Genomic DNA, 15019 nt, shown 5'->3' with positions numbered 1-15019 from the left:
GCTTGCGTGCTCGGCACGAAGGTCGCCACACCAGTCGCGACCAAGGTGCCATCGGCAGTGAGGGTGGTGTCTTCCTGCACCGTGCCGCTACCGAGGGTGGCGGTTTCGTTGGTGCCCTGGATGGTCACGGTGATGACATGGGTGGTGCCGTCGGCGCTGGTCACGGTGATCGGGCGGACGATGCTCTCGCCTTCCTTCAGCACCTGCACCGCCGGATCGGCGTTGTTCAGCGTGTAGGTCCAGTTACCGGCCGCGTCGATGGTCAGCGAACCGTACGGGCCGTCCTGGATGGTGCCGGCATTGAATACGGCTTCGCCGGCATCCGGATCGACGATGTCCAGCTTGCCGGACGTGGTGAAGATGGTGTCTTCCTTGACCAGACCCTGGTCGGCCCCCGGGGTGGCGGGCGTGATGATGGCCGGATCGGGCATCGGCATCACGTCGATGGTGACGACGATGGTGTCCTGGCCGCCCTGGCCGTCATCGACAGTCACGGTGAAGGAATCCTTGCCGTTGTAATCCTGGGCCGGCGTGTAGGTGTAGCTGCCGTCCGGGTTGATGACGACGGTGCCGTGCTGCGGGTCGCTGGCCTTGGTGAAGGTCAGCGGGTCGCCGTCCACGTCGTGCGCCACCAGCTGGCCGGAGACCGGCACGTCTTCGTTGGTCACGATGGCCTGGTCTTCGCCCACGGGCGGATCGTTGACCGGCGTGATGTCGATGGTGATCACCACGGTGGTGGTGCCGCCGCGGCCGTCCGACACTTCGACCACGAAGCGGTCGCTGCCGTTGTAGTCCTGGTTCGGCGTGTAGACGTAGGTGCCGTCCGGGCCGAGCACCACGGTGCCGTGGGTCGGCATGCCGTTGTCCGCCATGGTGAAGCTCAGCGGGTCGCCGTTGGGGTCGCTGGCGACGATGCGGCCGGTGACGCTGGTGTCTTCCTCGATGACGTGGTGCGCATCGGCGCCCACCGGCGCGGCATTGGCGAGCGCCTGGTCTGCCGCGGCCAGCCCGAGATCGATGTCGGGCGGCGTTTCGCTGCCGGTCTGGCCGAAGTTGAAGGCCAGCGGATCGACCGATTCGACCACCCGCATCAGGCGGATGAACGAGTGCCCGCTGTTCTCACCAGCGGCGGTCAGGCCGGCCGCGGCGGGGTCGAGCAGTTCGGAAATGTCGCCGCCCTGGGCCAGCACCTGCGCCACCTGGGCGGTGTCCTGGTCCACCTGGCTCAGTACGGCGTCCTGCGGTTCGGCCGGGGCGGTGCCGAGGAAGGCCGCATCGACCAGCAGGGAACGGTCCTCGCCAATGGCGACCTGTTCGCCATTGGGTAGTTGCAGGACCATGCTGCCGTCGGGACCGGTGACGACAACCTGGTTCTCGTTGACGTGATCGCCCGGCTTGAGTGCGGTAAGTTTGCCGGTGGCATCACGCAGGTAGGCATCGCCCAGGATGTGGACGATGGTTGCTTGAGCGGGTGTGGCCATGATCGTGCTCCTGCATACAACCAATGACGGTTGTTAACAATTTATGAGCACGGCGATAACCGGGCCATTGTACCGCGGTACACCAAATGGCCCTTTTGTTTGATCTGGCTCAAACTTTCGCCTGATCCAGCGCAAAAAAAAAGGGCAGCCAGCCGGCTGCCCTTTCTGGTCTGCCCGATCGATTACTTCTTGGTCAGTCCCTGGTAGACGGTATCGACCAGTTCGCCCTGGCTGTCGCCGACCAGATCCCAGGCCATGATGCCGCCCAGGTTGTTCTTCTTGACGAACTCGACCTTGTCCTTGATGGCCTGCACGTCGTCGTACACCCACATCACATCGCCATCCAGCTTCCACACGGCGCGGGATTTGTCGTCGCGGAACACCTTGCCCGGCATGGCCTTGATGTCGGTGTAGCCGGCGGCGCCCTCGTCATAGGTGCCCTTGGCCTTGCCCTTGATCGGCTGGCCCATGCCGTTGTTGTCGGTCTTGCTCAGGACCCAGCCGTAGCCGTAGAACGGCACGCCCACCACCAGCTTCTGCGGCGGCACGCCACCTTCGATGAACTCCTTGATGGCACCCGAGGTGGTCACTTCGGCGGACGAGCCGTACAAGGTGGCCAGGTGACCGGACTTGTTCGACCACGGGCCGTTGAAGTCATAGGTCATCACGCTGATCCAGTTCAGCGGCTTGTGGATCTTTTCCAGTTCCATGCCGGCCAGGATGTTGGACGGCGCACCGGAAGCGATGGTCAGCAGCGAACCCGGCTTGGTCGCATCCAGTTGCTTGCGGAACTCGTTCAGCAGCGCGGTGAAGTTCTGCTTGTCCTCGGGACGGACCACGTTGCCCGGGGCGCCCTGGCTGGCGGGGTATTCCCAGTCGATATCGATGCCGTCGAACACGCCGGCGGCCAGGCCCGGCACCACCTTGCCGTTCTTGTCCGGCACGTTGCCCTTGATGTAGGCGTCGATGCACGACTTGATGAACGCATCACGATTGGCCGGCAGCGCGGCATCGGAGAAGCCCTTGGACCAGTTCCAGCCACCCAGGCTGATCAGCACCTTGAGGTTGGGATACTTCTTCTTCAGCTGCTTGAGCTGATTCCAGTGACCGAACAGGCCGTTGTCGCCCTTGTCTTCCTTGCCGTCGAGCGTGTGCTCGGCCGGGATCGGGTTCCAGTAGTCGATGCCCGCGCTGCCGACGCCGTCCTTCTCCACGCCGACCGAGCACTTGTTGTCGACCACGTTGCCGAAGGCGTACTGGATCACGGTGGTCTTGGCCGCCGCGCCGCTGGTCTCGATGTTCTTCACCCAGTAGCCGCGGCTGGTGCCCCAGCTGGTGAAGTAGTAGACCATCTGCGGACCCTTGCCGGCCGGGGCATCGCCCGCCGCCACGGTGGCGACCACCGGGGCCGCGGCTTCCTTGACCTTGGCGTCGCCGTCGCCCTTCTGGATCAGCTTGATGTTGTCGAAGTAGACGTCGCCGCCGGCGCCGTTGGACTGCACCCATTGCTCCAGCGCCAGGTGGAAGTCGAAGCGGCCCTTGAAGTCGAAGTCATACGACTCCCACTTGCCGGTGTCCTTGATGCGCTCCGGGAAACCGGAGCTGGCGGTGCCGGCCACCCAGTAGTCGCGGCCCGGGAATTCGGCGGTGATGCCGATCACGCCGCCGCAGTTGCTCTTGCAGGTGCCCAGGTAGTCGAAGGTGAGCTTGTACTTGCCTTCGGGGAATTTCTCCTTGCTGAAGATATCGCCACCGAAGACCGGCTTGTCGAAACGCATGACCTTGTTGCCGGGACGCAGCGGGTCGTCGACGATGGTGGCGTGCATCGGAACGGTTCCGTCGCCGTTCTGACCGACCCAGAGCTTGTCCAGGTCGCCATCGAACGTCTCTTCCAGAACCACCTTGTCGGCATGGGCGAATGCCGCCACCAACAGCAGGGGCAGAAACAGCTTCTTCATTTTTTTCCTCCGGGGCACCGGTCGGAATGACCGATGTTTGTTATCAGCACCGGCGATCCATCCACACGTGCTTCGCCGCGCCAAGCATCGTATATAGCATGGTGCTCCCGCGCTGTCAGGCGCCTTGCAACGGCCGTGCCGGACGCGCAACGGCCGGCGTGCAGTGCAGCGCCGGCCGTTGCGGGATTCGCGGTGGCGGGCTGGCCCACCATCGGGGCGAGGCATCCCGCAATGTCCGCAAAATGGCGTGTTACTTCACTGACTTGGTCAGCAATTCGTCGGCGATGAGATTGACCAGGGTCTGCTTACGATCGGCGGTGATTTCCCAATACATCGCACCGCCCAGCCCCTTGGACTTGATGTAATCCAGCTTGATCTTCAGCGCCTGCGGGTCTTCGTAGGTGACGAACTCGCCAGTCTCGGCGTTGTACAGGTACGCCGCCTTGGCGGTGTCGTTCCAGTAGCGCTTGAAGCCCTTCTTGTTCAGCAGGTTCTTCTCGATGTCGGTGAAGTCGAGGTTGCCGTCCTCCCAGGTGCCGCGGCCCTTGCCGTTGCAGTCCTGGTACTCGCCGTTGCGCTCGCCCGCGGCGCAGCCCTTCCAGCTGTAGCCGTAGAGCGGCACGCCGACCACCAGCTTGTCGGCCGGTACGCCGGCCTTCAGGTAGGCCTCCACCGCCGACACCACGTTGAAGGTCTTGCCGATGCCGGGCTTGTCGTAGGCCGGATCGTTGACGAAAGGCGCGTTATGGCCGGAGAACTTGTTCCAGGTGCCGTTGAAGTCGTAGGACATCACGTTGATGAAGTCGAAGTCGCGACTGACCTTGTCCATCTCGGTGTTGGCGATGAACTTGTCGTTGCCCCAGACGGCGGTGGTCAGCTCGTAGTACTTGCCGTCGGCCTTGCCGGCGGTATCCAGCGCCTCGCGCAGCGAGCGGGTCAGCAGCGTGTAGTTCTGCTTGTCCTCCGGGCGGTGCTTCATGTTCTCGGCGCCGCCTTCCACCGGGTATTCCCAATCGATGTCCACGCCGTCGAAACCGTATTTGCGGATGAACGCCACGGCGCTGTCCGCAAAGCGCTTGCGCGCCTCCGGCGTGGCGGCGGCGTCGGAGAAGCCGCTGGACCAGCTCCAGCCGCCCACCGAGATCAGGTTGCGCAGGTGCGGATGCGCCTTCTTGGCCTTGCGCAGCGCGGTGAAGTTGTTCTTGCCGCCATCGTCCACGCCCGGATCGCCCACCACCACTTCGCCGTCCTTGATGTTGGCGAAGGCGTAGTTGATATGGGTGACCTTGCTGTAGTCGATGTCGGACGGGAAATAGGAGCGGCCATAGGCGCCCCAGGAGATGTAGTAGGCGACGACGCGGTACGGCTTGCTGGCTTCGGGGACGGCGACCGCGGCGGGCTTGGCGGCCGGGGTGTCGGCGGCCTGGGCCGCCAGCGGCGACAACGCGGCGGCAAGCAGCAGGGCAAGAAGGTGCTGACGCATTGGATGAACTCCTCTCGTGTTAACGCGGCTAACAAAACCCTCCTGGCTGCGTCGCGCGAACTTGCCGTACTACACGTACTGTCTGCGTTTCGCACTTCTTGCCAGGACCGCTTCGCTGGGTTTTGTTAGCCGCTCATATTGAAATTGAAATGCACCAAAAATGGCGTGCGGCCATGCTAACAGCATCCAGCGGGCTGGATTTATCCCCGCTTGCTGCGCCTCAGCCGCTTTTTTGCTGCTTTTGCAGCCTTCTCCGTTCGGCGAAGAAGCCGGACAGCTGGGCCGCGGCCTCGTCGGCCAGCAGCCCGCCCACCACGTGGGTGTGATGGTTGAGGCGGCGGTCGGCGAACGGGTCGATCACGCTGCCCGCCGCCCCGGTCTTGGGATCGCGCGTGGCAAAGACCAGCCGCGCCACCCGCGCGTGCATCATCGCGCCGGCGCACATGATGCAGGGCTCCAGCGTGACGTACAGCTCGCATTCGGGCAGGCGATAGTTGCCCAGGCGGCGCGCGGCCTGGCGCAATGCCAGCATCTCGGCGTGCGCGCTGGGGTCGTGCCGGGCGATGGGCGCGTTGCAGCCGCGGCCGACGATCAGGCCCTGGTGCACCACCACCGCCCCCACCGGCACTTCGCCGCGCGTGGCGGCGCGGGCCGCCAGTTGCAGCGCGACGCGCATGAAACGGTAGTCGTCCTCGCCCCACGCGGGCGCGACCGCCGGTTCAGTCATGGCCCAGCAGCTCGGCCGCGTGGCGGCGGGTGGTCTCGGTGATCTCGAGGCCGCCCAGCATGCGGGCGATCTCCTCGACACGCTGCGCCGGCGTCAGCGCGGTGACGGCACTGACGATGCCGTCGGCGTCGCTGCGCTTGCTGACCACGAAGTGATGGCTGCCGCAGGCGGCCACCTGCGGCAGGTGGGTGATGCACAGCACCTGGCGCGCCTGGCCCAGCCCGGCCAGCAGCCGGCCGACGATCTCGGCCACGCGTCCGCCGATGCCGACGTCCACTTCGTCGAACACCAGCGTCGGCACGCCCGACAGGTTGCTCACGATCACCTGCAACGCCAGGCTGATGCGCGACAACTCGCCGCCGGACACGATCTTCGCCATGTCGCGCGCCGGCGTGGCGCCGTGCGCCACGCGGAATTCGACGCCTTCCAGCCCGTGCGCGCCGGCCTCGCCCGCCACCAGCGCGATCTCGAAGCGGCTGTCGGCCAGCGCCAGCGGCCGCATCTCGCGGGTGACCGCCTCGGCCAGCGTGGCGGCATGCGCGGCACGGCGCGCCGACAGCGCCTCGGCGGCGGTGCGGTACAGCCCCTCGGCGGTCGCCACGCGCTGGCGCAACGCCGCCAGCCCGCCGCTGCCGCCGATGACCTCCAGCCGCGCCTGCCAGTCGCCCAGCAATTGCGGCAGCCGCTCCGGTTCCACGCGGTACTTGCGCGCGGTGCGCCAGATCGCGTCCATGCGCGCCTCGACCTCGGCCAACCGCGCCGGATCCAGTTCCAGTCGGTCGGCGTAGCGCTGCAAGGCGTGCACCGCCTCGGAGAGACTGGCTTCGGCCGCCCCCAGCAGCTCGCCCACCTCACCCAGCGCCGGGTCGTAGTCGATCAGCTCGCCCACCCGGCCGGTCACGCCGGACAGCCAGCCTTGCAGGTTGTCGTCGCCCTCGGACAGTGCCAGCAGCGCACTCTGCACGCCGTCGATCAGGCCGGCGGCGTGATGCAGGCGCGCATGCTCGGCGGACAGGGTCGGCCATTCCTCGGCGGCGAATGACAGCGCGGCGACTTCGTCCACCTGCCATTGCAGACGCTCGGTCTCGGCGGCGTAGGCGGCGGCGTTGCGTTCGGCATCGTCCAGTTCGGCGGCGGCGGCGCGCCAGCCGCGCCAGGCCAGGGCCACCTGCCCCGCCAGTTCGGCGGCGCCCGCGTAGTCGTCGAGCAAGGCGCGCTGGACCTCCGGGCGCAACAGTTGCTGGTGCGCGTGCTGCCCGTGGATGTCCACCAGCGTTTCGCCCAGCGCCTTCAGTTGCGCCAGCGTGGCCGGCGCGCCGTTGATGAAGGCCTTGCTCTTGCCGGCGGCGTCGAGCGTGCGGCGCAGCAGCACGCTGTCGGCCTCGTCGCCGGCCAGCTCGTGATCGGCCAGCCAGGCGCGGGCGGCCGGCACGGCCGTCAGGTCGAACTCGGCCGCCAGTTCGGCGCGCTCGGTGCCGTGCCGCAGCATGGCCGGGTCGGCGCGGTCGCCCAGCAGCAGGCCGAGCGCGTCGAGGATGATCGACTTGCCGGCGCCGGTTTCGCCGGTGAGCACCGACAGGCCGGCGCCGAACTCCAGCGTGAGGTCGTCGACGATGACGAAGTTCTTGAGGCTGAGGGTGCTGAGCATGGATGGTCGATGGCAGTAAGAGCCTGTTCAAGATCTTTTCACGACAGCGTTCGGGGCTGTGCCGGTGTGCGGCAAGGCGCAGGACGCGCTGCGGTATGAATACCGTGAGCGGCGTGCAACGCAGCAGCGCGCCGGCAATGCCCCGAACCCTTGGGGCCGGGCCGCGCTAGGCCGGGCCGGAAAAAGGTCATCCACTGCGTTGTGCTCCTTGGAAATAACCGGTTATTGCCTGCGTCGCACGCCTTGTGCCTGACCTTTTTCCGGCCCGGCGCTGCCGCGAAAAGATTTTGAACAGGCTCTAAGGGCGCTCAGTGCAGCCGCGCGCCCCAGTGCAGCTTGAGGCGCAGGGTGTCGTAGTAGTCGTAGCCGGTGGGATGCAGGATCCGCAGCGTGTTGCGATAACGCCGGATCATCACCCGGTCCTGCTCGCGCAGTTCGCAGTCGGACTGGTTGTCGAAGTACACGCGCGCGTCGTGCCCGCGGGTGAGGAAGAATTCGACATCGCAGGTGTCGTTGATGACGATGGGGCGGTTGGACAGCGATTGCGGGCAGATCGGCACCAGCGCCAGCGCCGGCAGACTGGGGTGCATGATGGGGCCGCCCGAGGCCAGCGAATAGGCGGTGGAGCCGGTCGGCGTGGCCACGATCAGCCCATCGGAGCGCTGGCTGTAGACGAACTTGCGGTCGATGAACACTTCGAATTCGATCATGGCGCCGGTGGAGCCGCGGCTGAACACCACGTCGTTGAACGCCAGCGCCTGGGCGATCTCCACATTGTCGCGCCAGACCGAGGTCTCCAGCAGGATGCGCTCCTCGGGCTCGAAGGCGCCGTTCAGCATCTCGCGCACCATGCGTTCCATGTCGCCCAGCGGCAGATCGGTCAGGAAGCCCAGCTTGCCCTGGTTCACCCCGATCAGCGGCGTGCGGTAAGGCGCCACCAGCCGCGCCACGCCCAGCATGGTGCCGTCGCCGCCCAGCACGATCACCAGGTCGGCCACCTTGCCGATGTCCTCGCGATCCACGCAGTCGAAATCGCCCAGCCCGTGTTCCTGCGCCGACTCGGTCTCGATCAGCACCCGCACGCCTTCGTCGGCCAGCATCCGCGCCAGCCGCCTGATCGGTTCGGCGATGGCGGGGGTGTTGTGGCGCGGCACCAGGGCGATGGTCTTGAACAGGCTTTGCATGGGCTTTCCGAGGGGCGCGCGCGGCCGCCGGGCCGCGCTTTCGATCCGCATTTAACCATACGCCGCGCGGGGTGCGCACGACGCGGCGCGCACGCTACAATCGGCCCATGTTAAGCGAACGCGCGCAAATCCTGCTTCGAACGCTGGTCGAGCGTTACATCGCCGACGGCCAGCCGGTCGGCTCCAAGGCACTGACCCATTACTCCGGGCTGGACGTCAGTTCGGCCACCATCCGCAATGTCATGGCGGATCTGGAAGAACTGGGCTTCGTCGCCAGCCCGCATACCTCCGCCGGCCGCATCCCCACCGCGCGCGGCTATCGCTTCTTCGTCAATCACTTCCTCGCCGTCACCCCGCCCGAGCGCCTGTCCACCGACGACATCCTGCGCGCGCATCCGGGCAGCCTGCTGTCGGACAACCCGCAGCGCGCGGTGATGTCGGCGTCGCAACTGCTGTCGCAGCTGACCAACTTCGCGGGCGTGGTGCTGGCGCCCAAGCGCCAGGACGTGCGCCTGAAGCAGGTGGAATTCCTCAAGCTGTCCGACAAGCGCGTGCTGCTGATCCTGGTGACCACCGACGGCGACGTGCAGAACCGCATCCTGCACACCGAGACCGACCTCGATCCGGCCCAGTTGCTGGAAGCCTCCAATTTCCTCAACGCGCATTGCGCCGGCCGCACGCTGGGCTCGCTGCGCGGCACGGTGGAGGCGGAGATGCACCAGCTGCGCGGCGAGCTGGTCGGCCTGCTCAACGCGGCGCTGGCGCAATCGACCGGCGACCAGGGCGAGACGGTGCTGATCTCCGGCGAACACCATCTGCTGGGCAGCGCGGAACTGGCCGCCAACATGAACCGTCTCAAGCAGCTGTTCGAGCTGTTCGAGCGCAAGGCCGCGCTGCTGCAACTGCTGGAAAGCGGCTGCGCCGCCGACGGCGTGCAGATCTTCATCGGCGGCGAATCCGGCCTGGCGCCGCTGGACGAATGCTCGGTCATCACCGCGCCCTACCACGTGGACGGCCAGGTGGTCGGCACACTGGGGGTGATCGGCCCCACCCGCATGGCCTACGAACGGGTCATCCCCATCGTCGACGTGACGGCCCGCCTGCTCTCCAACGCATTGTCGCTTTCCTGAACCCAGGCGCGGGCATCCCGCCCGCGACCGCAACCGGATCCTCCATGCGCTGCTTCCGCCCGCTCCTGCTCTGCCTCGCCCTGCTCGCCCCCCTTTCCCATGCCGATGAAGCGCTGCTCCAGCGCGACGATGTGCGCCAATACCTCGACAGCGTCGCCATGGAACACAACATGGATCGCGCCGCGCTCGACCAGTTGTTCCTGCGGGTGACGCCGCAGCCGGCGATCCTGCCGATCTTCGACCGGCCCGGCACCAGCCGGCCGTGGTACCAGTTCCGCGAGGGTTTTCTCAGCGAGTCGCGCATCCTGGGCGGCGCGCGCTTCATGCGCCGCTATCCGAAGATCCTGGACGCGGTCTACCAGCGCTATGGCGTGCTGCCGGAGATCGTCACCGCCATCGTCGGCGTCGAGACCAATTACGGCCGCCTCACCGGCAACTACCGCGTGCTGGACGTGCTGACCACCATGGCGTTCGACTACCCGCGCCGCGCCGACTTCTTCCGCAAGGAGCTGACCGAGTTCCTGCTGCTGGCGCGCGAGGAGGAAAGCGATCCGCTCAGCTTCATGGGTTCGTATGCCGGCGCCATGGGCTGGCCGCAGTTCATGCCGTCCAGCTTCCGCACCTACGCGGTGGACTGGAACGGCGACCATCATCGCGACATCTGGAGCACGCCCGAGGACGTGATCGCCAGCGTGGCGCACTACCTGGAACTGCACGGCTGGCAGCGTCACGGCGACAGCTACCTGCCGGTCAACGTGCGCGAGGACAACACGCTGGCCGAGGTGATGGAAAAGCCGTTCGACCTGACCCACAGCGTCGCCGAGCTGATGCAGCGCGGCGCCATGCCGCTGACCGAACTCGATACCGCGCAGCCCGCCGTGTTGTTCACGCTGGAACTGGAACCCGGCGTCGAGCGCTACTACCTGGGCCTGACCAACTTCTACGTGGTCACCCGCTACAACCGCAGCAAGCACTACGCCGCCGCGGTGTTCGAACTGGCGTCGGCGATCCGCGGCGCCTACGACAGCGAAGCCGACCTGGCGCCGCCGCCCCCGCCGAAGAAACCAGCCCGCAGCAGCGGTAAATGGAAGAAAGCGAAATGACGAGCCTGCCGCGCCTGCCATTGCGCCTGCTGACGCTGGCCGCCGCCATCGCGGCGCAGCTGGCAAATGCGAGCCCGTTGAGCGAATGCCTGGGCTTCAAGCCGGGCGACAAGGTGCTGGTGGTCAACGCCGACGATGTCGGCATGCACCCCGACCTGGATCGCGCGGCGTTCGCGCTGATCGACAGCGGCAGGATCCAGTCGCTGTCGCTGATGCCGCCGACGCCCAACTTCGCGCAGGCGGCGCAGATGGCCAAGTCGCGCAAGCTGCCTGTCGGCGTACACCTGACGCTGACCAACGAATGGCAGGCGGCCCAGCCGTGGGGCACGGTGCTACCGAAGGCCGAGGTGCCGTCGCTGTACAACCCGCAGGGCCGCCTGTGGGCCACCACCGAAGAGGTCGCCCGGCACGCCAAGCCCGAGGAAGCCAGGAAGGAACTGCTGGCGCAGATCGCCAAGGCGCGGGCCGCCGGGCTGACCCTCACCCACCTGGATGCCCACATGGTGTTCTGGGCCGCCAGTCCGGACCTGTTCAAGCTCTACGTGAGCCTGCCGGGCGAGACCGGTATCCCGGTGGTGATGCAGGGCAGCGGCATGCCGGTGGCGGATCAATTGGCCGCCACGCACGACCTGCAAGTCAACGGCGTGCTGACGCCCGACGCCTTCTTCATGCGCTACGACCCGCCCCAGCGCCGGCCTGGCCAGCGCTACGCCGGCTACGACGACCTGTTCGCGCAGTTGCCTGCCGGCATCAGTCACCTGGCGATCCACCCGGGCACCGATACGCCGTCGGCCCGCGCCGCCATCGCCGACCTGACCTTGCGGCTGTCCGATTTCGCGGTATGGAACGACGCCGCCACCGCCAAGCTGGGCAAGGGCACGCTGCACACCGACTACCGCGCGTTGCTAGCGATGCAGGCGCGGATCAACGCGGGCGACGAGCGCTGCCTCAAGCGCTGAGTTGATCCGAAACCCGACGCGGCCGCACGGACATGATCCGGCGGCCGTGTCTGCTTCATACAGGCGCGAGGAAGCGCGTCCCGCCAATCGGATTCACCAGATCTTCCACCACGGCTTGCGCTCGCGCATTGCCGCCTTGAACTCCGCCGAACCGCGCGGACGTCCGCCCGCCTTCAGGAAGTACTGGCCGAAACGCCGGTCGGATTCGTTGATGTGATGGATCAGCCACTGCTTGAGGAAGTGCAGCAGTTCGAAGGTGATCCTGGCTTCGCCCGAATCCAGCTTGTCCTGCAACGCCAGCACCTGCGCGATCAGGTCTTCGTGGCTTTGCTTGTGCTCGGCGAATTCGGGATAGCCCGAGATGCGCATCAGGCTTTCCTCGACCGCGAAGTGGGTGCGGGTGTAGTCGGTGAGCGCGCCGAGGATCTCGCGACAGGTGGAGGTGGCGTGGCGCTCGATGATGGCCTGGTGCAATTCGTTGAGCAGCCGCACCAGCTCCATGTGCTGCTCGTCGATCTCCTCCAGGCCGATGCTGAATTCCCCGGTCCAGTGAAACAGTTCCTGCTCCTGACTCATAGCCTTTCCTTTGTTGCATTACGCGGTGGTGTACCCACGTGGAAGGGGTCGAGGCTAATGGCTGAGCCGGGCCACACCTTGACGCACGTCAAGCCGATGGTCAAAAACATCAACGCCTGCCGATTCCGGCGATTTCGATCAAAGCACGATACGGCGATTTACTATCCGGACATTGGCGACGCCCAGCAAAAAGCCCCGGCATGCCGGGGCTTTTTTACAGCGGATGTCGCGATCAGCGCGCGGCGGTCTGCAACGCGGCGATGCGTTGCTCGATGCTGGGGTGGCTGGCGAACAGCGCCATCAGGCCATGCGCGCCACCGGCGATGCCGGAGGCCGCCATGTTGGACGGCAGTTCGCCCGCTTCCAGGCCACCCAGGCGGCGCAGCGCGTTGATCATCGGCTGCGGCGTGTTCAGGTAGCGCGCGGCGCCCTCGTCGGCGCGGTATTCGCGATGACGCGAAAAGAACGCGACGATGATGCTGGCCAGGATGCCGAACACGATTTCACAGACGATCACCGTGACGAAGAAGCCGATGCCCTGCCCCGGTTGCGCGTTGTCGTCGTTGCGCTTGAGGAAGGAATCGACGAAGTAGCCGACCACGCGCGCCAGGAAGAACACGAAGGTGTTCACCACGCCCTGGATCAGCGTCAGCGTGACCATATCGCCGTTGGCCACGTGCGCGACCTCGTGCGCCAGTACCGCCTCGACCTCTTCCTTGTTCATGGTCTGCAACAGGCCGGTGGAAACGGCGACCAATGAGTTGTTCTTGCTGGGGCCGGTGGCGAAGGCATTGGGCGCACCGTCGTAGATCGCCACTTCCGGCATGGCGATCTGGGCGCGTTGCGCCAGCTTGGCCACGGTATCGACCAGCCAGCGCTCGCTGGGGTTGCGCGGCGTTTCGATCACCTGCGCGCCGGTGCTCCACTTGGCCATCATCTTGGACATGAACAGCGAGATGAAGGCGCCGCCGAAGCCGAAGATGCCGGCCAGCACCAGCAGCGCACCGAGGTTCAGGCCGTTGGCGGTGAGATAGCGGTTCACCCCCAGCAGACTGGCCACGACGCTGAGCACCAGCATCACCGCAAGGTTGGTGGCAATGAACAGAACGACTCGTTTCATGATCCTCTCTCGTCTTTTATCGAAGGTGCACGCGATTGCCCGCGTCTGGATGGATGTATGGATTCACGGCATGGATTCAAGGGGGGCGCCGGGGCGACTCGCCGCCGGACGGGCGCGGAACACCGCTTCACCCGTCCGGGGGACTGGACAAGCAGGTCGCCCTAGGAGCCTGTGACCGACTCGCCCGCGGGTGGTTCATCGTCGGCGAGCACGATGCGGCTGGCGAGCACCTTGTCGATGCGCTTGCCGTCCATGTCCACCACTTCCAGCCGCCAGTTTTCCCAGGTGGCGATGTCGGCGGTATGCGGCAGGCGGCCCAGCAGCAGCATCATCATGCCGGAGAGGGTGTGGTAACGGCCCTTGTCCTCCTCGGGCACGGTACCCAGCTCCAGCTTGTCCTTCAGCTCGGGGATGGGGATCAGGCCGTCGAGCAGCCAGGAGCCGTCCTCGCGCTCCACCGCCCAGGCGTTTTCGGTGTCGTGCGGCATGAATTCGCCGGTGATCACTTCGAGCACGTCCTGCAACGTCACCAGGCCCTGCACTTCGCCGTATTCGTCGACGACGAAGATCATCTCGACGCCGGAGGCACGGATCTGTTCCAGCAGTTCCATGCCGGTCAGCGTTTCCGGCACGAACACCGCCGGGCGCAACGGCGTGGCCGGCAGGTCGATTGGCTTGCCGCCCAGCGTCTGCTGCAACAGATCCTTGGCGCTGACGATGCCCAGCACGTTGCTCAGCCCGCCACGGCACACCGGGAAGCGGGTGTAGTCGGCCTCGGCCACTTTGGCCAGGTTGATCTCCGGCTCGTCTTCCAGATCGAGGTAGATCATGTCCGAGCGCGGAATCATCAGCGAGGCGATCTGGCGGTCGTCCAGGCGGAACACGTTGCGCAGCAGCGCATGCTCGTTCTGCTCGATCACGCCGGCCTCGGAGCCTTCCTCCAGCATGGCGTGGATCTCGTCCTCGGTCACCGACGGGCCGGCGGTGCTCTTCACCCCCAGCGTGCGCAGCACGGTGGTGGTGGAAAACGACAGCAGGATCACGAACGGGCGCGCCAGGAAGGCCAGGCTTTCCATCGGCCGCGACACCAGCCGGGCGATCGCCTCGGGATTGATCTGGCCGACGCGCTTGGGCACCAGTTCGCCCAGCACGATCGAAAAGTACGTCACCACGGCGACCACGATCACGGTGGCGCCGGTTTCGCTCACCTGCGTGGGCAGGCCCAGCGATTCCAGCCAGAGGGCGAAGGGCTCGGCCAAGGCGGCTTCGCCCATGATCCCGGACAGCACGCCGATCGAGGTGATGCCGATCTGGATGGTGGACAGGAAGCGGGTGGGATCGTCGCCGAGCTTGATGGCGGCGGCAGCGGCGACGTCGCCATTCTCGGCCAGCTTGGCCAGACGGGCGCGACGCGCGGTGACCAGCGCGATCTCGGACATGGCGAATACGCCATTGAGCAGGATCAGGCCAAGAAGAATCAGGATTTCCACGACGGCTCCCCTTCGGTTGGGCGAGCGCCGCGGTTCGGGCGGAGCGAGGTCGCTGGCGGGCGGAGGATCACGGCAAAGTGGGCGTGATCGGAAAAGATGGCGGGCATCGGCCCAGGTTGCGCATCGAAGCGCCAAGATCGAGGTCGACTCATACGCGGGG

At 66.2% G+C, this 15019-nt stretch carries 12 protein-coding genes; 3 read left to right on the top strand and 9 right to left on the bottom strand.

What is annotated here, in order from left to right; translation table 11 throughout:
- The 6 genes from C556_RS0117920 to C556_RS0117895 all read right to left on the bottom strand — a co-directional run.
- Positions 1-1481: retention module-containing protein (locus C556_RS0117920; protein WP_018749629.1), on the bottom strand; the 1481-nt coding region annotated here is incomplete at its 3' end.
- Positions 1482-1663: 182 nt separating this feature from the next.
- Positions 1664-3439, bottom strand: coding sequence for a glycoside hydrolase family 18 protein (locus tag C556_RS21075; protein ID WP_018749628.1), 1776 nt, complete (start codon positions 3437-3439; stop codon positions 1664-1666).
- Between the two features lie 250 nt (positions 3440-3689).
- Positions 3690-4922, bottom strand: coding sequence for a glycoside hydrolase family 18 protein (locus C556_RS0117910; protein ID WP_018749627.1), 1233 nt, complete (start codon positions 4920-4922; stop codon positions 3690-3692).
- 220 nt (positions 4923-5142) lie between these two features.
- Positions 5143-5649: a tRNA adenosine(34) deaminase TadA gene (tadA, locus tag C556_RS0117905; RefSeq protein ID WP_018749626.1), complete on the bottom strand. Its 507-nt coding sequence runs from the start codon at positions 5647-5649 to the stop codon at positions 5143-5145.
- Positions 5642-7297 carry a DNA repair protein RecN gene (gene recN / locus C556_RS0117900; protein ID WP_018749625.1) on the bottom strand — a complete coding sequence of 552 codons (1656 nt, stop codon included), beginning with the start codon at positions 7295-7297 and terminating at the stop codon, positions 5642-5644. Before recN ends, tadA begins: the two co-directional genes overlap by 8 nt.
- A 308-nt stretch (positions 7298-7605) precedes the next feature.
- Positions 7606-8481 (bottom strand): NAD kinase, encoded by an 876-nt coding sequence (locus C556_RS0117895; RefSeq protein WP_018749624.1) that lies wholly within the window; start codon positions 8479-8481, stop codon positions 7606-7608.
- A 107-nt stretch (positions 8482-8588) separates the two neighbouring features.
- Here C556_RS0117895 and hrcA point away from each other — a divergent pair, with 107 nt between their 5' ends.
- Genes hrcA through C556_RS21070 form a run of 3 tightly spaced genes read left to right on the top strand, consistent with a single transcriptional unit; the run spans position 8589 to position 11673 of the window.
- Entirely contained in the window at positions 8589-9611 is a 1023-nt protein-coding gene (hrcA, locus tag C556_RS0117890; RefSeq protein WP_018749623.1) for a heat-inducible transcriptional repressor HrcA, read from the top strand.
- A 44-nt stretch (positions 9612-9655) separates the two neighbouring features.
- Complete coding sequence (gene mltB, locus C556_RS0117885; RefSeq protein WP_018749622.1) at positions 9656-10714, top strand: lytic murein transglycosylase B; 1059 nt, start codon at positions 9656-9658, stop codon at positions 10712-10714.
- Positions 10696-11673 carry a polysaccharide deacetylase family protein gene (locus C556_RS21070; protein WP_051083267.1) on the top strand — a complete coding sequence of 326 codons (978 nt, stop codon included), beginning with the start codon at positions 10696-10698 and terminating at the stop codon, positions 11671-11673. Before mltB ends, C556_RS21070 begins: the two co-directional genes overlap by 19 nt.
- Before the next feature lie 93 nt (positions 11674-11766).
- Here C556_RS21070 and C556_RS0117875 read toward each other — a convergent pair whose 3' ends face one another.
- The 3 genes from C556_RS0117875 to C556_RS0117865 all read right to left on the bottom strand — a co-directional run bounded on the left by C556_RS0117875 (position 11767) and on the right by C556_RS0117865 (position 14859).
- A complete protein-coding gene (locus tag C556_RS0117875; protein ID WP_018749620.1) occupies positions 11767-12249 on the bottom strand; it encodes a bacteriohemerythrin in 483 nt (160 codons plus the stop codon).
- Between the two features lie 232 nt (positions 12250-12481).
- Positions 12482-13369 (bottom strand): protease HtpX, encoded by an 888-nt coding sequence (gene htpX, locus C556_RS0117870; protein WP_026263194.1) that lies wholly within the window; start codon positions 13367-13369, stop codon positions 12482-12484.
- Positions 13370-13530: 161 nt separating this feature from the next.
- Positions 13531-14859 carry a hemolysin family protein gene (locus tag C556_RS0117865; RefSeq protein WP_018749618.1) on the bottom strand — a complete coding sequence of 443 codons (1329 nt, stop codon included), beginning with the start codon at positions 14857-14859 and terminating at the stop codon, positions 13531-13533.
- Positions 14860-15019 lie beyond the last annotated feature (160 nt).

Source organism: Chitiniphilus shinanonensis DSM 23277 (assembly GCF_000374805.1).
GTDB lineage: Bacteria > Pseudomonadota > Gammaproteobacteria > Burkholderiales > Chitinibacteraceae > Chitiniphilus > Chitiniphilus shinanonensis.
Note: the sequence above shows the minus strand (reverse complement) of the source record. Positions and strands in the feature narration are given on the sequence as shown.